The 18,430-nt window shown below is 58.8% G+C and carries 17 protein-coding genes; 8 read left to right on the forward strand and 9 right to left on the reverse strand.

Translation table 11 applies throughout. From position 1 onward, the window contains the following. The first annotated feature begins 9 nt into the window (after positions 1–9). Positions 10–1,494, forward strand: a complete 1,485-nt coding sequence (locus GJ746_RS06905) for a sugar ABC transporter ATP-binding protein (protein ID WP_154679525.1) — start codon at positions 10–12, stop codon at positions 1,492–1,494. 19 nt (positions 1,495–1,513) lie between these two features. After that, a complete protein-coding gene (locus GJ746_RS06910) occupies positions 1,514–2,536 on the forward strand; it encodes an ABC transporter permease (protein WP_195908844.1) in 1,023 nt (340 codons plus the stop codon). Between the two features lie 46 nt (positions 2,537–2,582). On the opposite strand, the gene GJ746_RS06915 is transcribed toward GJ746_RS06910, so the two are convergent. From GJ746_RS06915 to GJ746_RS06945, 7 genes are read right to left on the reverse strand one after another with little or no spacing between them, the layout of a single operon-like run. Continuing rightward, positions 2,583–3,818: a M20 family metallo-hydrolase gene (locus GJ746_RS06915; RefSeq protein WP_154679527.1), complete on the reverse strand. Its 1,236-nt coding sequence runs from the start codon at positions 3,816–3,818 to the stop codon at positions 2,583–2,585. After that, on the reverse strand, positions 3,815–4,297 hold the full coding sequence (locus GJ746_RS06920) for an L-2-amino-thiazoline-4-carboxylic acid hydrolase (protein WP_154679528.1): 483 nt from the start codon (positions 4,295–4,297) through the stop codon (positions 3,815–3,817). The genes GJ746_RS06915 and GJ746_RS06920 overlap by 4 nt, the downstream gene beginning before the upstream one ends. 17 nt (positions 4,298–4,314) lie before the next feature. After that, positions 4,315–5,472 (reverse strand): branched-chain amino acid ABC transporter substrate-binding protein, encoded by a 1,158-nt coding sequence (locus tag GJ746_RS06925; RefSeq protein WP_154679529.1) that lies wholly within the window; start codon positions 5,470–5,472, stop codon positions 4,315–4,317. Positions 5,473–5,499: 27 nt separating this feature from the next. Continuing rightward, positions 5,500–6,219 carry an ABC transporter ATP-binding protein gene (locus GJ746_RS06930; protein ID WP_154679530.1) on the reverse strand — a complete coding sequence of 240 codons (720 nt, stop codon included), beginning with the start codon at positions 6,217–6,219 and terminating at the stop codon, positions 5,500–5,502. Further along, the gene (locus tag GJ746_RS06935) at positions 6,212–6,979 is read right to left on the reverse strand and encodes an ABC transporter ATP-binding protein (protein ID WP_154679531.1); all 768 of its coding nucleotides are present in this window, start codon (positions 6,977–6,979) and stop codon (positions 6,212–6,214) included. Before GJ746_RS06935 ends, GJ746_RS06930 begins: the two co-directional genes overlap by 8 nt. Further along, positions 6,976–8,082, reverse strand: coding sequence for a branched-chain amino acid ABC transporter permease (locus GJ746_RS06940; RefSeq protein WP_154679532.1), 1,107 nt, complete (start codon positions 8,080–8,082; stop codon positions 6,976–6,978). Before GJ746_RS06940 ends, GJ746_RS06935 begins: the two co-directional genes overlap by 4 nt. Before the next feature lie 10 nt (positions 8,083–8,092). Next, complete coding sequence (locus GJ746_RS06945; protein WP_154679533.1) at positions 8,093–9,043, reverse strand: branched-chain amino acid ABC transporter permease; 951 nt, start codon at positions 9,041–9,043, stop codon at positions 8,093–8,095. A 171-nt stretch (positions 9,044–9,214) separates the two neighbouring features. On the opposite strand from GJ746_RS06945, the gene GJ746_RS06950 reads away from it, so the two are divergent. From GJ746_RS06950 to licT, 4 genes are all read left to right on the forward strand, one after another. Further along, positions 9,215–10,144, forward strand: a complete 930-nt coding sequence (locus GJ746_RS06950) for a LysR substrate-binding domain-containing protein (RefSeq protein ID WP_154679534.1) — start codon at positions 9,215–9,217, stop codon at positions 10,142–10,144. Positions 10,145–10,355: 211 nt separating this feature from the next. Next, positions 10,356–12,236 carry a beta-glucoside-specific PTS transporter subunit IIABC gene (locus tag GJ746_RS06955; RefSeq protein WP_154679535.1) on the forward strand — a complete coding sequence of 627 codons (1,881 nt, stop codon included), beginning with the start codon at positions 10,356–10,358 and terminating at the stop codon, positions 12,234–12,236. Next, complete coding sequence (locus tag GJ746_RS06960; protein WP_154679536.1) at positions 12,233–13,657, forward strand: glycoside hydrolase family 1 protein; 1,425 nt, start codon at positions 12,233–12,235, stop codon at positions 13,655–13,657. The genes GJ746_RS06955 and GJ746_RS06960 overlap by 4 nt, the downstream gene beginning before the upstream one ends. Next, complete coding sequence (licT, locus tag GJ746_RS06965) at positions 13,654–14,493, forward strand: BglG family transcription antiterminator LicT (protein WP_154679537.1); 840 nt, start codon at positions 13,654–13,656, stop codon at positions 14,491–14,493. The genes GJ746_RS06960 and licT overlap by 4 nt, the downstream gene beginning before the upstream one ends. A 1-nt stretch (position 14,494) precedes the next feature. On the opposite strand, the gene GJ746_RS06970 is transcribed toward licT, so the two are convergent. Together GJ746_RS06970 and GJ746_RS06975 are read right to left on the reverse strand one after the other, a co-directional pair. Continuing rightward, positions 14,495–15,499, reverse strand: a complete 1,005-nt coding sequence (locus GJ746_RS06970; protein WP_154679538.1) for a LacI family DNA-binding transcriptional regulator — start codon at positions 15,497–15,499, stop codon at positions 14,495–14,497. Positions 15,500–15,646: 147 nt separating this feature from the next. Beyond that, on the reverse strand, positions 15,647–16,570 hold the full coding sequence (locus GJ746_RS06975) for an aminoimidazole riboside kinase (protein WP_154679539.1): 924 nt from the start codon (positions 16,568–16,570) through the stop codon (positions 15,647–15,649). Between the two features lie 402 nt (positions 16,571–16,972). Between GJ746_RS06975 and GJ746_RS06980 the strand changes: the two genes are divergently transcribed. Continuing rightward, positions 16,973–17,362 carry a hypothetical protein gene (locus GJ746_RS06980; RefSeq protein WP_154679540.1) on the forward strand — a complete coding sequence of 130 codons (390 nt, stop codon included), beginning with the start codon at positions 16,973–16,975 and terminating at the stop codon, positions 17,360–17,362. Positions 17,363–17,734: 372 nt separating this feature from the next. Further along, positions 17,735–18,208 (forward strand): RcnB family protein, encoded by a 474-nt coding sequence (locus GJ746_RS06985; RefSeq protein ID WP_154679541.1) that lies wholly within the window; start codon positions 17,735–17,737, stop codon positions 18,206–18,208. The last annotated feature ends 222 nt before the right edge of the window (positions 18,209–18,430 follow it).

Here is an 18,430-nt window from a genome sequence, read left to right on the forward strand (position 1 = left end):
GGTAGAGGTATGAACGCTTTTGCACTTGAAGCCGAAGGGATCAGCAAATTTTTCCCCGGCGTGAAGGCGCTCGACAACGTCTCATTACGCGTGCGCCCGGGGACGGTGCACGCGCTGATGGGCGAAAACGGCGCCGGCAAATCCACGCTGATGAAATGCCTTATCGGGATCTACCGTCCCGATAAGGGCGCGATCCGCGTCAAAGGGGAGCCGGTTCAGTTTCAGGATACGATGGACGCGCTGCGCTCCGGGATCTCGATGATCCACCAGGAGCTGAATCTGGTGCCGCATATGACGGTGGCGGAAAATATCTGGCTCGGCCGCGAGCCGATGAAATACGGTTTCGTCGATCATCGCCAGCTTGTCCGCCAGACTCAGGAACTGCTGGATAAACTGAATATCCGTTTGTCCGCCGACCGGCTGGTGGGGGAGTTAAGTATTGCTGCTCAGCAAATGGTGGAGATTGCCAAAGCGGTTTCGTGGAACGCGGATATTGTGATTATGGATGAGCCGACCTCGGCGTTAACCGAGAGCGAAGTGGCGCACCTGTTTACCATTATTCGCGATTTACGCCAGCAGGGAAAAGCGATTATCTACATCAGCCACAAGATGGACGAGATTTTCGCCATTACCGATGAAATCAGCGTATTTCGCGACGGCACCTGGGTTGATAGCCAAAATACCAGCGAGTTTACCCGCCAGTCGCTGATTACCCGGATGGTTGGCCGGGAGCTCACTCAGCTCTTTCCCAAATTTAATAACGCCATTGGCGACGAGGTGCTGACCGTACGCAATCTGTCGCGCAAGGGGGTCTTTCACGATATCAACTTTAGCGTGCGCCGCGGCGAAATCCTTGGCGTTGCCGGGCTGGTGGGGGCCGGGCGCAGCGAAGTGATGGAGAGCCTGTTCGGCATGGAGCAAGCCGATAGCGGCGAAGTGCTGATTGACGGTGTGCCGGTCACTATTGATTCGCCTTCGACGGCGATTGAAAAAGGGATGGCGCTGCTCACGGAAGACCGCAAAAAGTCCGGGCTGTTCCTCGTACTGTCGGTGCTGGAGAATATGAGCATCGTCAAAATGCCGGAATATATCGGTAAAACCGGCTTTGTTCAGCATCTCAAAATGGCCGAAGACTGCATGGAGCAGATCCGCCGTCTGAATATTAAAACCCCCACCATGGATCAGATCATTAATAACCTTAGCGGCGGCAATCAGCAAAAAGTGCTGATCGCCCGCTGGCTGCTGGCTCAGCCGAAAATACTGATTCTCGATGAGCCAACGCGCGGAATTGACGTCGGGGCGAAAGCGGAAATTTATCATCTGATCAGCGAGCTGGCGAACCGCGGCGTGGCGGTAATTATGGTCTCTTCAGAATTACCTGAGATTCTCGGAATGAGCGATCGGGTGATGGTGATGCATGAAGGGCGTATTACCGGCATCCTCGATAAAGAGGACGCCGATCAGGAAACCATTTTGTCGTTGGCATCCCATTGAGGCACAGAGAATGAGCAATATGAAAATAACGGCGACCCCGCTTAACGAGAAACCCTCTTTGTTTGGTCAATTGCGTCACAAGCTGCCGAAAGATACCGGCATATTTATCGTCATGCTGGTGATTGCCCTGACTTTCGAAATAGCCGGCTGGTACGTCCGCGACCAGTCCTTTTTATTCAACACCAATCGCCTGATATTAATTGTTTTGCAGGTGGCGATTATCGGCATCATCGCGGTCGGGGTCACCCAGGTGATTATTACCACCGGCATTGACCTCTCCTCCGGTTCGGTGATCGCTCTCGCCGCGGTGGTGGCGGCAAGCCTCGCGCAAACCTCCGACAGCCTGTCGCCGATGTTCCCGTCGCTGGTCAATATGCCAGCGATAATCCCGATTGGCGCCGGTATCGGCGTTGGACTTTTGTGCGGCCTAACCAACGGTTTTCTGGTGACCCGCACCGGCATCCCGCCGTTTATCGCCACCCTGGGGATGATGGTGTCGGCGCGCGGTCTGGCGCAGTATTACACCCAGGGCAATCCGATTAGCTTCTTATCCGACAGCTTCACCGCCATCGGTCAGGGGGCGATGCCGGTGATTATTTTCTTCGTCGTTGCTGCAGTCTTCCACATCGCCCTGAAGCATACCCGCTACGGGAAATACGTTTATGCCATCGGCGGCAATATGACCTCGGCGAAGGTCTCCGGTATTAACGTCAATAAATATCTGGTGATCGTCTATACCATCGCCGGGGCGCTCTCCGGCCTTGCAGGTGTAGTGCTGGCGGCGCGCGTCAGCAGCGGCCAGTCGAGCATGGGAATGTCCTACGAGCTGGATGCGATCGCCGCGGCGGTTATCGGCGGCAGCAGCCTGATGGGCGGGGTGGGACGCATCACCGGCACCTTAATCGGCGCGATGATCCTTGGCCTGATTAAGAGCGGGTTTACCTTTGTCGGCGTTGACGCCTACGTGCAGGATATTATCAAAGGCGTCATTATCGTCGCGGCGGTGACTATCGATATGCGGCGTAACCGTAAGAAGCATTAACTTAATAATCGCCCGCGGCGTGAATTGCTGCGGGCTGGTGACTCGTCTACGCGCTGCCGGGCTCATCGGCGGCAAGGCGTAAACTGTTGAGCAGTACGTTAGCCCCTTTTTCCGCCCACGCGGGCAGAATATTTTCCGCCTCGTTATGGCTAATCCCCTTCTCGCAGGGAATGAAAATCATGCTGGCGGGCGCGACCTTGCTGATATAGCAGGTATCGTGACCGGCGCCGGAGACCATGGTTCGCGCGCTATAGCCCAGTTCGTCCGCCGCTCGCTGGCTGCGCGCCAGACACTCGCCATCAAAGGCAATGGGCGCGTAATCAAAAATGCGCTCGACGTTTGCCGCCACGCCCCGCGCCGCCAGCGCTTCAGCGGCGCGATGCAGTTCCCGTTCCATCGCTTCCAGCGCCGGGGATTGCGGATGACGAAACTCGACGCTGCATAGCATGCGCCCCGGCACCACGTTGCGCGATCCCGGTATCACCTGCGCCATGCCGATAGTTGCCCGTCCGTCGGGATTGTGGGCAATGCCGATTTGTTCCACCGCCAGCGCCAGCTCGGCGAAGGCGGTCAGCGCGTCGCGGCGGCTGCCCATCGGCGTGGTTCCGGCGTGGGCGGAAAAGCCCTTCAGGGTGACGTTGAACCAGCGCTGGCCCATGGCCGCGTGAACGAGGCCGATATCAATACCTTCTTCTTCCAGAATCGGCCCCTGTTCGATATGCACTTCGTAGCAGGCGTGCAGCGGGAAGGCGGCTGTCGGGCGTGCGCCGCGATAGCCGATAGCCTCCAGCGCCGCGCCGACGCTGATGCCGTCGCGATCTTCACGGGCGAGCGCGTAGGCTTCGCTAAACTGCCCGGCCCAGACGCCAGATCCCAGCATCGCCGGGGCAAAGCGCGCCCCTTCTTCGTTGGTCCAGTTCACCAGCACGATATCGCGCTCGGTCGCAATGCCGCGATCGTTCAGGGTGCGCAACGCCTCCAGCCCGGCCAGCACGCCGTAAATGCCGTCATAGCGGCCGCCGAGCGGCTGGGAATCGACGTGCGAACCGGTCAGCACCGGGGCAAGCTGCGGATTTTTACCGGCGCGGCGAATAAACATATTACCCATGCTGTCGACTTCGCAGGGAAAGCCAGCTTCCCGCGCCCACTGGCGCAGCAGATCGCGCGCCTGGCGGTCCTCTTCGCTAAGCGTCAGCCGGGTCACGCCGCCTGCCGGCGTGGCGCCGATAAGGGCCATCTCGTTAAGCGTCGACCACAGACGTGCGCCGTTGACGGTTATCATGACTTATCCTTTTTCACGCGATAGCGGAAGTCGCAGCACTTTCCGCCCTGCATGATGGTGGTGGTGCGGGTCAGCTCTACTTCCGGGGCGTAGCCGACGATAAACTTATCGTCGCGGGCGCAGGAGAGCAGATGGCCAATCTCGCCGAGGCCCATTTCGTGGTACATCTCGGCGTAGCGGCAGCGGTTGACGTTGTAGTTATACTGCTGGTCGTCGGCGTCCAGCACCTTGACCTCCAGGGCGTTATCTTTTTCCCATAAATACTGCAGGGCGACAAAGCTCTGAATATCCGCACCGTTCGGCTCCTGGCGGGCAAAGGCTTTACCCGCCTCAATGGCGGCGTTTTCAATCGCTTCGCCGATGACCGCCTGGGCGCGAGCTTTACCTATCTCGCGCACCAGGATGTCGTAAATCGGCTTGATTATTTCTGCTTCAATTTTGCGGCGGGCGAGAATGCCCAGCTCGTTATTATCACTCATCACATTGCCTCACTGCGTTACTTCGTGGTTGCGCCGCCGAGTACGGTTTGCGGCTGCCATTTGCCGTCGACGACTTTATAAACGGTAAAGGTTGGCGATTTCAGGTTGCCCTCTTTATCAAAGGCGATTTGTCCGGTGACGCCGGCGTAGTTAATGGCGCGCAGGGCGGGCAGATAGTCGGCCGGGTCGACGGAGTCGGCTTTTTCCATCGCCGCGACCAGCACGCGGGTAGCGTCATAGGCGAACGGCGCGTGCAGTTCAATATGGGTGTGATAGCGCGACTGGTAGGCCTGCTCGAAGGCTTTACCGCCCGGCATCTGCTCAACCGGCAGTCCCGGCTCCAGCGCCACCACGCCGTCGCCCTCTTTTTGCGCCAGCTGGAGGAAGGTCTGGCTGACGAAGCCGCCCGCGCCCATCAGGGTGGCGTTCATGCCCAACTGTTTGATGCGCCGTGCCAGCGGAGCGGCCTGACTATCGACGCCGCCAAAGAAAATCAGGTCGGCGTTTTTGCTGCGGATAGCGGTCAGCACGGCGCTGAAGTCGACGGTTTTGTCATCGACGTACTGGCGGTCGACGATGTTGATTCCCTGCGCTTCCAGCGACTTAATAAACTCATCCGCCAGCCCCTGGCCGAAGGCGGTACGGTCATCGATGACCGCGATGCGTTTGGCCTTCAGGGTTTGCACTGCGTACTGTCCGGCAAACTGGCCGCCGTCATCGTCGTGGCCCATCACGCGGAAGCTGGTGTCGAAACCCTGTCTGGTATAGGCGTGCCCGGTGGCGACCGGCGCGACCTGGGCGATGCCCGCATCGTGGTAAACCCGCGCGGCAGGGATGCTGGTGCCGGTGTTCCAGTGGCCGACGACGCCCGCGACGCCGCTATCCACCAGACGCTGGGCGACGGCAACGGCGGTGCGCGGGTCGGACTGATCGTCTTCCGATTGCAGCTTGAAGGTTACCGCCTTGCCGCCGATGGTCGGGTGCTGCTTGTTGATATCATCAATTGCCAGCTGCGCGCCGTTTTCCAGATCCTTGCCGATACGCGCGGAAGGGCCGGTGAGCGGGCCTGCCAGGCCGATAATCACGGTTTCTCTGGTCGTGGACCACGCGGTGGATGAGGCTAAACCACTGAGCAGAATAGCGGCGCTGAGCGCGCTGATTTTTACGGTTTTCATTGTTTTTCCCTGATGCTGGTTGGTGTGTTAAACGGGCATTTCGCCCAAATAAATCTGTGCAATACGATCGTCGGCCAGCAGCGTCGGCGACGGACCGTGCTCGACGATGCTGCCGCTGTCCATCACCCAGGCGCGGTCGGTTGCTTCCAGCGCCAGGCGTGCGTTCTGTTCGATCAGCAACAGCGCGATGCCGCGCTGGCGCAGGGTGGCGATAACGCGAAAAATGTTTTCGACCATCAGCGGTGCCAGCCCCATTGACGGTTCGTCGAGGATCAGCAGGCGCGGCTGGCTGAGCAGGGCGCGGTTGAGCGCCAGCAGCTGCTGTTCGCCGCCGGAGAGCAGCCCCGCCAGCTGGTGCTGGCGTTCGCCAAGACGCGGAAAGTTTTCGAAAATAGCGCGCATTTCCTGTTTTACCGCCGCCGCGTCGCGCCGTAGCCAGGCGCCCATTTGCAGGTTTTCCAGCACCGTCATGCGCGCGAAGATGCCGCGACCTTCCGGCACCATCACCAGCCCTTCGCGCAGCAGGGATTCGGCCCGGCGTTTGCGTATCGGCCTGCCGTTAAACAGAATGTCGCCGCTAAAGGGTTCCAGCCCGGTAATGGCGCGGACGGTGGAGCTTTTGCCCGCGCCGTTGGCGCCAATCAGCGTGGTCTGCTCGCCCTCTTTCACGCTGAATGAGACGTCGCGCACTGCCTGGATGCCGCCGTAGTGGACGCTAAGCTGGTTGACGGTTAAGAGATCAGACATGGACATTGCCTCCCAGCCAGGCGGCGATCACCGCCGGATCGCGGCGTACGGTCTCCGGCGTGCCGCTGGTTAACGTTTTGCCGTAATCCAGCACCATCAGGCGATCGCAGATCCCCATCACCAGCTTGACGTCGTGCTCAATCATCAGCAGCGTTTTGCCGTCATCGCGAATGCGCAGCAGTAGTTCGCCAAGGGCCATCTTCTCGGTGGCGTTCATCCCGGCCGCCGGTTCATCCAGCGCCAGCAGGCGCGGGTCGGTCGCCAGCGCGCGGGCAATCTCCAGCCGCCGCTGGTGGCCGTAGGCGAGGTCGCAGGCGCGATAGTGGGCGAACTGCGCGATGCCGGTATAGTCCAGCCAGTGCCACGCCAGCTCGCGGGTCTGCGCCTCTTCGGCGCGGGCGCGTTTATGGCGGGAGAGCGCGGCCCACAGGCCGTTGCGGGTGCGCACGTGGCGGCCCACCATCACGTTTTCCAGCACCGACATTTCGTTAAATAACCGCACGTTCTGGAAGGTGCGGGCGATGCCCGCGGCGGTCACTTTCTCAATATTGTTCGGAAAATAGGCTTCCCCGCCGATGGCGAACTCGCCGCTGTCCGCCGGATATAGCCCGGTAATCAGGTTAAAGCAGGTGGTTTTTCCCGCGCCGTTGGGGCCGATCAGGCCGTATATTTCGCCCTCGTTGATGGTGAGCGACACGTTGTCGACCGCCGTCAGGCCGCCGAAGCGCTTGGTCATATGGCGCACGCTTAACAGGCTCATGCTTTCGCTCCTTGATGTCGCGCGGGCCAGATACCCTGAGGGCGCAGCAGCATGACCAGCACCAGCGCCAGGCCGTAAAACAGCTGGCGCAATATTTCCGGGTCAATCAGCACTTCGCCAAACAGCGCCTGCTGTACCGGCGCCGCCTGGCTGCGCAGCAGCTCCGGCAGCGCGGTCAGCAGCACCGCGCCGAGGATCACGCCGGGGATATGCCCCATCCCGCCCAGCACCACCATCGCCAGCACCGCAATCGACTCCTGCAGGGTAAAGGATTCCGGCGAAACGAAGCCCTGAAATGCGCCGAACAGCGCGCCCGCCACGCCGCCGAATGAGGCGCCGATAGCGAAAGCCAGCAGCTTGTAGTTACGCAGGTTGATGCCCATCGCCCGGGCGACGTCTTCATCCTCGCGGATGGCGTGCCAGGCCCGGCCAATGCGCGAATGCTGTAGCCGCAGGCAGACGAAAATAATCGCCACAATCACCAGCATCAGCAGGTAGTACCACAGCCATAGCGCCGGGACTTTAAAGCCGAGCCAGTGATAAACGCCGCTAAACTTGAGGCCGAACAGATTCAGCGAATCGACCCCGGAGATGCCTTTTGCGCCGTTGGTGATGTTGACCGGACGGTCGAGGTTGCGCATCAGGATGCGAATAATTTCGCCGAACCCGAGGGTGACAATCGCCAGGTAGTCGCCGCGCAGCTTGAGCGTCGGCGCGCCCAGCACGATACCGCAGCCTGCCGCCAGCAGCGCGGCGAGCGGAATAATCACCAGCCACGAGGTGTGCAGGCCGTCCGGAAACCAGCTATTTAAAATTGGGAACACGTCCAGCAGATGCGGAGAGGCCAGCAGCGCCGCCAGATACGCGCCGACGGCGTAAAAGGCGATAAAGCCCATATCCAGCAGGCCGGTGTAGCCGACCACGATATTCAGCCCCAGCGCCAGCATAACGTAGAGCAGGGCGAAGTCGATGACCCGCACCCAGTAGTTGCCGCCGAGCTGGCTGGCGACCATCGGCGCGACCAGCAGCGCGCAGACCAACAGGGTCATCCCGGACCAGAAGCGGCGGGAGACGACAGGCGTATCGAGTTGTGCCGTTGTCATGATTTTTCTCCTAAGCCCGCTGGGCGACGCGTTCGCCGAGCAAACCGGCCGGGCGGAAGACCAGCACCAGGATCAGCACCATAAAGGCGAAGATATCCTGGTAGTTGCTGCCGAAGACGCCGTGGGTCAGGTCGCCGAGATAGCCTGCGCCGAGGGATTCGATAAGCCCCAGCAGCAGGCCGCCGATCATCGCGCCGCGAATATTGCCGATGCCGCCGAGCACCGCGGCGGTAAAGGCTTTAATACCGGGCAGAAAGCCCATGGAGAAGCTGGCATTGCCGTAGTTGCTGGCCATCATCACGCCAGCCAGCGCGGCGAATATGCCGCCGATGGCGAAAGTGAGGGCGATAATAGCGTTAGGGTTAACGCCCATCAGCGTGGCGATGCGCGGGTTTTCCGCTACCGCGCGCATCCCGCGTCCCAGTCGGGTGTACTCCACCAGCAGCCACAGGCCGAGCATCACCGCGAGGGCCAGCGCGACGGTGACTATACCGGTGACGGTCACGAGAGCCGGCGGATGCGCGGCGCTGCCGTGGGTTACGGCGATCGGCTCCATTGGCAGGATCTGCGGGAACATCAGCGGATTACGCGACCAGACGATCATCGCTACGGTTTGCAGCAGTACCGAGACGCCGATCCCGGAGATCAGCGGCGCCAGGCGCGGGGCGTTGCGCAGGCGGCGGTAGGCAAAGCGCTCGACTGCCATCGCTAGGAGGGCGCACACCGCCATGGCCAGCAGCAGCGCCAGCCCCAGCAGCGCCAGCGGCGGCAGGCCGGGAAAATGGGCGTTCAGCGCGTTCATCCCGGAGAGCGTGGTCAGCGCGCCGACCATCAGAATATCGCCGTGGGCAAAGTTAATAATGCGCAGGATGCCGTACACCATGGTGTAACCCAGCGCGATCAGGGCGTAGATGCTGCCGAGCATGACCCCGTTGATCATTTGTTGTATGAGTGTGTCCAACTGATTGTTCCGACAAGATGCTCAAATAATAGCTACCATCCAACAAATGAATTAAATTGTAAAATACGCATATATTCTTTCTTATTATAAATGTGTGGTTAACTATCTTGATGATTTTAAATATAATTTAATAATGCATCGGATAGCGAAATGCGCTAAGAAAATCAACATATGAAAAAAACAGAACAATCAGAGGGGCCGGTTAGCTGGTCGGAGAGTACTTTAGCCAACGATCCGCCGCTGCGGGCGGTACGCGCCTTCGAGGCGATCGCGCGGCTGGGCAGCGTGACCCTGGCGGCGCAGGAGCTGGCGATATCGCCCTCGGCGGTCAGCCATCAGCTGAAGGTGCTGGAAGGCTATTTGCAGATCCCACTCACCGAACGTCAGGGGCGACGGCTGACCCTCAGCCAGCAGGGGCGGGAGTATTACCGCTCGATCCGCGCGGCGTTTAACGTGCTGCGTCAGGCCACCGGGCATCTGATCGATCAGGTGCAAACTCAGCAGGTGACCATCAGCCTGATCCCGCTGTTTGGCATGGGCTGGTTTATTCCCCGCCTGCCGTCATTTGTGCACGCCAATCCGCATACCGAAATCAACGTGGTTTACGCCAACCACCGCAACTACCTTAGCGACGCCTCCGATATGTCGATCCGCTTTGGCAACGGTCACTGGGTGGGTTATCAGAGCGAAAAGCTGATCTCCGGCAAAATGGTGCCGGTCTGCAGCCGGGCGTTTTTGCGCCTGCATGGGCATATTGATACCCCGGAGCAGCTATTGCAGATGCCGCTGCTGCACGATGAGGAGCGCACCACGTGGAACCAGTGGTTTGTGCAGCAGGGAGTGAAGCGCCCGCCGCGCTCGACCGGGCCATTATTTGAGGATGGCCTGTTGACCCTGGCGGGCGTGCAGGCCGGGCTGGGCTGCGCCCTGATGCGCGAGCCGCTGATCGCTCCCTATCTGAAGAGCGGCGAGCTGGTAAAAATTTTTGATGCGGCGATAGATGATGGCCGGGATTACTATCTCTGCGTGCGTCAGGATAGCGATATGACGCCTGACGGTAAGCTGTTGCAGAGCTGGCTGCGCCAGCAGGCCCTTAATTGATATTTACTTAAGAATTTACTTAATCCAGTTCACATTTTTGTCCGGCCGTTATTGTCATTGACCAGAGACGCTTAGATAATCCGCCGAAATAACCCATTTTTATAATGGCGTGCTACTGCGAAAGCAGGCAAGACCAAAATAGAAATGCTCTCCCGTTAAGGGGAGCGTCTCTGTTTTGGTCTTTTTTTTTGCCCCAACACCAGGGAACACTATGAACTATAACGAAACAGCAGACAAAATCCTCCACGCGGTGGGCGGTGCGGAGAATATCCGCATGCTCACCCACTGCGCGACCCGCTTGCGTATGGAGTTCAACGACCGCGCCAAGGTTAACGATGCGCAGATTGGCGCTATCCCCGGCGTGATCAGCGTGGTGGAGAAGGGCGGCCAGTTCCAGATTGTAATTGGCAATGAGGTGCAGCAGGTTTATCGCCTGCTCAATAAGGCGCTGCCGCAGAAGAAAAGCCCTGCCGGCGGCGATAAAAACGCGAAGCCAACCGGTATTTTCGCGCGCATTATCAGCGTTATCTCGACCACCTTTACCCCAGTGATCCCGGCGATTACCGGCGCGGGGATGATCAAGGCGCTGCTGGCCATTCTTAAACTGACCGGGGTGATTAGCGAAACCAGCTCGACGTATCAGCTGCTCAACATTATTGCCGACGCCGCCTTCTTCTTCCTGCCGGTGCTGCTGGCCTACGGCGCGTCGCTGAAGTTTGAATGCAACCCGATTCTGGCGATGACTCTCGCGGGCGTGCTGTTGCATCCGGGCATCGGCCAGATGCTGGCGGCCGGTAAAGCGGTCGATTTTGTCGGTATTAACGTTCTGCTTTCCGATTACTCCGGTTCGGTACTGCCGATCATTCTGACGGTGTGGCTGATGTCGTGGGTGGAGCGCTTTGCCGAAAAAGTCTCGCCGTCGATTATTAAATTCTTCGTTAAGCCGATGCTGATTCTGTTGATCACCGCGCCGCTGGCGCTGGTGGTGGTCGGTCCGGCGGGCATTTTGCTGAACGACCTGGTGGCCGCAGGCGCGGGCGCTATCGACCGCCACGCCAGCTGGTTAATCCCGATGCTGATGGGCACCCTGCAGCCCTTCCTGATCATTACCGGTACCGCCTGGGCGATGACGCCGATCGCCACCGGTCAGCTGAGTAAAAGCGGCTACGAGATGATTAACGGCCCGGGGATGCTGGCCTCAAACGTGGCGATGGGGGCGGCGACGCTGTGCGTGGCGCTGAAAACCAAAAATAGCAACCTGCGCCAGCTGGCCTCCTCATCGGGATTTACCGCGCTGCTGGGGATCACCGAACCGGCGCTGTACGGGGTGCTGCTCAAGTTCCGCCGCGTGCTGATTGCGGCGATGATCGGCGGCGGCTGCGCCGGGGTCTACGCCGGGGTGAGCGGGCTGGTGCGCTACGCGTTTGTCTCGCCAGGCCTCGCGGCGCTGCCGGCGTTTATCGGCGAAAACCCGATGAACATCGTCCACGCGCTGGTAACCTGCGCGATCTCCATCGTGGTGACCTTTACCCTGACCTGGTTTATTGCCTTTAAAGATACGCCTGAGGATCAAGAAGAGGTCAGCGAGGCGCCGCAGCCTGCGGTCAGCGCGAAAAACGAGAGCGAAACTGAAGTGCTCAGCCCGCTGCGCGGCGAGGTGGTGGCGCTCAGCGAAGTCAACGATGACGTTTTCTCCGGCGGTCTGCTGGGCGAGGGGCTGGCGATTCGTCCTGAAGAGGGAGTCCTGCGCGCGCCGTTTAGCGGCACGGTGATGATGTTCCTGCCGTCGTGTCACGCCGTGGGTTTACAAAGCGACAGCGGTCTTGAGCTGCTGATCCATATCGGTATCGACACCGTTAATCTTAACGGCCAGCACTTTAGCTCTACGCTGAAGGTGGGGGATAAGGTGGAAGCCGGACAGGCGCTGATCCGCTTTGATATTCCCGCCATCGAGCAGGCCGGGTATGACCTGATTACGCCGGTGATAGTGGTCAACGGCGACGAGCAGCACTCACTGCGCCTGACCGCCGCCGTGCAGGTCGATTACGGCGAGCAGCTGATGGTGCAATCCGCTAAGGAGGCGCAGGCATGATTTATCAAAACAAAGCGCAGTTCCCGGACGGTTTTCTGTGGGGCGCATCCACCTCAGCCTATCAGGTTGAGGGCGCATGGAATGAAGACGGTAAAGGGCCGTCGGTGGTCGATATGCTCAGCCATCCGCCGGGAACGGCGGACTTCCGCATCGCCAGCGACCACTATCACCGGGTGGAGGAAGACGTCGCGCTGATGGCGCAGATGGGGCTGAAGGCCTACCGTTTTTCGGTGGCCTGGTCGCGGGTGATACCTGACGGCGATGGCCCGGTGAATCCGGCCGGTCTGGCCTTTTATCACCGCCTGATCGACGCCCTGACGCGCCACGGGATCACCCCCATCGTCACGCTGTACCACTTCGACCTGCCGTGGGCGCTGGAGCTAAAAGGCGGCTGGCTGAACCGCAAAACCGGGGAGGCATTTGTGCGCTATGCCCGGCTGCTGTTTAGCGAGTTTGCGGCTAAGGTTCCGCTGTGGCTGACCATTAACGAACAGAACACCATGATTCTGCATCCCGGCGCGATTGGCGTACCCGCCGATCGTGAGCTGCCGGATAAGAAGGCGCTGTACCAGCAGAATCATCATATGATGCTGGCCCAGGCGCAGATCTTCGCCCTGTGCCACCGCGAGTTCCCCGGGCTGCGCATCGGCCCGGCGATAAACACCACGTCGATGTACGCCGAAAGCTGTAAACCGGAGGACGCCATCGCCGCCCATAACTGGGAGACGCTGCGCTGCTGGAGCTTTCTGGATGTGGCGGTACATGGTCGCTACAACGCTCTGGCGTGGGCGTATTTACAGGACCGAGGCCTCGCGCCGGAAATGCAGCCAGAAGATGCGCTGATTTTGCAGCAGGGTCGGCCGGATTTTATCGCCATTAACTACTACTCCACCGCGACGATTGCCGCCAGTCGGGGCGACGGCGGGGACGTTGCGCCCCGCGCGGGTGACCAGCAAATTATGCTGGGCGAAGACGGCGTATATCGTCCGGCGGAAAATCCGTGGGTCGGTAAAACCCCCTACGGCTGGGTGGTCGATCCGGTGGGGCTGCGTCTGACGCTGCGTAAAGTGTGCGAGCGTTATGGTTTGCCGATTCTGATTAGCGAAAACGGCATGGGCGCGCCGGACAAGCTGGAGCATGATGGGACGGTGAATGACGATTACCGTATCGCCTTCTTACAGGCGCATATTGAGCAAATGCGGCTGGCGATTGCCGACGGCGTCGAGCTGATAGGCTACTGTCCTTGGGCGGCAATTGATGTGGTCAGCACGCATCAGGGATACGCCAAGCGCTATGGTTTTATTTATGTCGATCGCGGCGAGGATGACCTCAAGAGTCTGCAAAGGATCCGCAAACGCAGCTTCTGGTGGTATAAGGATGTTATCGCGCAAAACGGCAACCACGGCGAGTCGCAGAGATGATTGTTCAGAAGGTGCTCAATAATAGCCTCGTGCTCTCGATGGACGACGATAACCGGGAGGTTATCGTTATGGGGAAAGGCATTGGTTTCAACAGCAGGCCAGGGGATGAGATCGCCCCGGAGAAGATAGAGAAGCTATTCGTGACCCAGGCGCTCGGCGCGCGCAGCGGCTATCTTGAGGCGCTCTCCGCCATTCCGGACGAGGTCATCGAAATGGCGGCGATGATTATTTCCCGCGCCAATCTGCAGCTTGCCAGCAAGGTTCGCGAGCAGATTTTCTTCACTCTCGCCGACCACCTGACTTTCGCCATCGAACGCAGCCGTAAAGGGATCGCCATTCAAAACCGCCTGCTTCCGGAAGTCAGGCGTTTTTATCCGCAGCAGTTCCGCGTCGCCAGCGAGGCGGTGACGATTATTCGTCAGCAGTACGGGATTGAACTGCCTGAGGAGGAAGCCGGGAATATCGCCTTTCATCTGGTTAACGGCCAGAGCGAGGGCGACGACGTGGCGCAGGCTATGCAGTCGGTAAAAATGCTGAAGGATATTTTTAATCTCGTGCAGTACCACTTTAAGCAGCAGATAGACACCGAATCGATAAACTATTCGCGCTTTCTGGTCCATATGCAGTTTTTCCTCCAGCGTTTACAGGAGGGAGAGCTGGACGGCGCGCGGGACAGTTTTCTGCTGGTGCAGGTAATTAAGGAGTATCCGGACGCTTACCGCTGCGCGCTGCTGATCCGCGACTACGTCAAAGCCCAGCTCGATATCACCCTAGGCGGCAACGAGCTGCTGTGGCTCACCGTTCATCTGGTGCGGATCGCGGGGCTGGATGCGTGAATCAGCGATGCCGAAACAGCAGCGTCGCCGGCAGGTAGCGCTGTAGAGGTTCAGGCGCGTTGCCGTCGATCAGCTGGCTGATTAAATCGTAGCAGTGCCAGGCCAGCTGGCGGTTGTCCTGCTGTACGGTATCAATACGCAGCGACAGCGAATCGTAGAGATAGTGATCGTCAAAGCTTGCCAGATGAATATCGGAATTGAGCAAATGGTGCTGGCTCATATAGCGCAGTACCCCTTCCAGCAGACCGCAGGCGGCGGTAAACAGCGCCTTTGGCGGTCGGCCCAGACGCGCACAGAGAGCAGCGAACATCTCATAGCCGGAACTGGGGTGATAGTTGCCGTTAATCACCCATTCCGGGCGCAGTTCGATACCCGCCTGGGCCAGACCCTGCGTAAACCCGGCCAGACGGTCGCGGGACGGCGACAGGCGCGGCTGGCCGCCTAAAAACCAAAACTCGTCGCGATGCTGGGGGGCGATACGGGAAATCAGCTCCGCCGTCGGGGTAATCGAATCGGTCATCACCAGCGGCAGGGCGCTTTCATTCGGGCGGCGGTCAAAAAGCACCACCGGCAGCTGTTCGCTGAGCTTGAGATAGTCGGCATCGCTGTGCATACAGGAGGCGACGATCAGCCCGTCGACCTGGCGGGCAATCATGTTATTGACCACCATGCTCTCCTGACCGGGGTTTTCGTCGGTACAGGAGATCAGCAGCTGAACGCCCGCCTCGCGGCACAGCATCTCCAGCTCATGGGAAAAAACCGCAAAACCGTAGTTGGTGATCTCCGGCACTACCAGCCCAATGGTGTGGCTGCGGTTATCGCGCAGCGAGCGGGCGTGAATACTCGGCTGATAGTGCTGCTCGCGGGCAATGGCCAGAACGCGCTCGCGTGTTTCCTGCGCCACGCGCAGCTCCTTGCCACGCCCGTTCAGCACCAGGCTGGCGGGCGCTTTAGAAACGCCCGCCAGTTCGGCGATATCTTTAATGGTTACGCGTTTGGTTTTCATTACGACGCCATGAGCCTGAAAGCAAAACGCTTATTCTACCATGCATGTTCGTAGCGGCCAGTAGCGATAGTGCATCGCAATTTGCTAAACCGATTTAATAAGCATAATGGATGCAACAAAGTCGGCCGCGCGGGGCGGCCTTGAAGATCAAAGCTGGCGATTAAGATCGTGCTGATAGGGCAGGGCGGTCATGGCGCCTTTCGCCGTTGTGGCCAGCGCGCCGCAGGTTTGCGCCAGCGCGAGCGTGGGCTCCAGCGCGGCGATATCGGTCGGCATCCCTTTTGCCCCAAGGCTGGTGAGCAGTCCGGCGACAAAAGCGTCCCCTGCGCCGGTGGTATCGACGCTGACTACAGGCCTGGCGCTGAAGTGGGTAAACTGCTGCTGGAAGGCGGCAAGCACGCCCGCTTTTCCCTGGGTGACCAGCAGTAATTCAGGCTGGTAGCGCGCGGTGACGCTGGCGATGCCGTGCGTTAAATCATTACTTCCACTGATGAATTCCAGCTCCTCTTCCGATAGCTTCACTACGTTAGCCATGCGCAGGGCGCGATCGAGGCAGGCGTGCAGCAGCGCCTGATCCTGCCAGAGGTCCGGGCGGATATTGGGGTCAAAGCTGACCCGCCCGCCCGCCTGTTTGATTTTCTCCATTGCCGCGAAGGTGGTGCTGCGGCTGGGCTCGGCGCTGAGCGCGATGGAGCAGGCGTGGAGCCATTGCCCGGCGGCAAACTGCGGCAGGTCTTCTTCGGCCAGGAACAGATCCGCGCTGGGGCGTACCATAAAGGTAAACGTTCTTTCGCCCTGCTCGTCAAGGTCAACCACGACGGTAGAGGTGCGGTGCTGCCCGTCGAGGCGCATATGGCTGATGTCCACCTGCTCATGCTGTAGAGTATGGCGCATAAAGCGGCCGAAAGGATCGTCGCCGACGCGCCCGATAAACCCGCTGTGGCCGCCAAGACGAGCGATCCCTACCGCCACGTTGGCCGGTGCGCCGCCGGGGCATCGCAGCAGCCGGCCTTCGCTTTCTGGTAGCAGATCCACTACCGCGTCTCCCAGAACCCAAACTTTTTCATTCATGCTGACATTCTCCATGGCTAAACTTTATTAAACCGGTTTAGCAAATTAAAGCATAACGACAGAATGAGGGGAACGTCACCTGAGAAAAAGTGCGAGCCAGGGCATAAAAAATACGCGCAGGGCGGCAAAAGATCGGGGATTCAGAGAGAGGAAGGGGATTTCATTGCCGTGGGCGAGGCGGAGGCAATAATGAGAGCATGGGCAGGCGCAGCGCGCCGCCTCCGGGGGCCGCCCCCGGGGTATGAAAACTAGCGGAGCCGACGGAGTCCGGCTCCCACCAGACTAAAAGCGCATTGAAAAGTCTTAAATTAGTTTTAAGAACAATCCCTAAAGCCAGACGGCAGAATCTTGTGCCATGCTTAATGCGACTCGTAACATTAAGTTCGTTAGAGAGAGGACATTATGAAAAAAGCAATGATTGCGTTATCTGCGATTCTGGTAGCAGCTCCTGTTTTTGCTGCAACGACACACGCAACTGACGATACCGTCGCGGCCGCCCATGAAGGAGCAAACACCGCGAAGGAAAAATTGCACGAGGCTCAGCACCAGGGTGAAGAGCAGCAGCTGAAAGCCAAACACGCGGCGGAAGGCAAAAGCGATAGCGTAGGCAGTGAAGTCAGCGAAGGCGCGCAGAAAACCTGGAATAAAACTAAAGAAGGGACGGAGAAAGGCTGGAACGCCACCAAAGAAGGCACCGAAAAAGGCTGGAATAAAACCAAAGAGGTCAGCAAAGAAGGCTGGGATAAAACCAAGCAGGGTGCCGAAGACCTGAAAACGAAAGTCACCGAATAATCACTGATTATTTTAAGGAAAGGGTCGCGAAAGCGGCCTTTTTTGTTTTTTAGTGCGCTGTATTTAGCGCGGGATAATATTTTTAATGGGTGGTAATGCTAAACCCTAAATAAGTCGAGTCGCATAGAGGCGGCAAGTTTATAAATCTTCAGGAGCACAGGTAACCCTGTGGCAGAAGTGAGTGACGAATCTGCCAGGAGCAGATTGGAAAGCGGTTTGCGACCGCCCGCCAGGGCGAGGCCCATGCTGGTCCGGGTAATCCGCAGCTAAAAACAATTCGGCCTGCAAGTCCAGGAATAGTCCTGGTTATATCACTACTCAATATTCCTCCACATTTTCCCGGTACAACGGAAATATATCAGGAGGTGTACTATGAAAAAGATTTTTTCGCTGGCAATTATGCTGTCTTGTGTTTTTAGTACCGTTTCATGGGCCGATGGTCCCGGCGGTAATAATCATGGTCAACAGCAGACCTGGCAGAATAACGCTGGTCACGGCGGCCCGGACGGTAAGGGGCCACAGGCTAACAATCGCCAGGGTAATGGCGATAATCGCGGGCCGGAGCGCGGTCACCAGGGACGCGGAGGAGAGGCGCATGATAACCGCCCTCAGCAGCGTCACGAGCAGGATCATTTTGCGTGGAACGGACATGATTTCCGCAAAGGCCAGCCGGTACCGGAACGTTTCCGCGGCAAAGATTATCGCATCAACGACTGGAACGATCGCGGGCTGCCGGCCCCGCCGCGCGGCCACCACTGGTCGTATATTGATGGCAACTATGTACTGATTGCCGCTGCGACCGGGATTATTACTTCAATTCTGATTAACGGCGCGTTGAATAACTAATGTTGTTACGCCGGGCCGATGCCGCCTTCTGACGGAGGCGGCAAGTCATCGGTGTCCAGGCTGACATGCACATCTGGCACTATCGCGGCGGAAAATCCGCAACCTTTCTCCAGGCCAGGTCAATTCTTCCTGACACATCCTGTTTCACCTCGTCGTCGTTGCGCGGACATAGAATGCCAGGCAGAGGAAAATGCTATCCTGAAGCCTTATTTTTGATATTTA

Origin of the sequence: Klebsiella oxytoca, from assembly GCF_009707385.1 — a bacterium.
Taxonomy (GTDB): Bacteria; Pseudomonadota; Gammaproteobacteria; order Enterobacterales; family Enterobacteriaceae; genus Klebsiella; species Klebsiella oxytoca_C.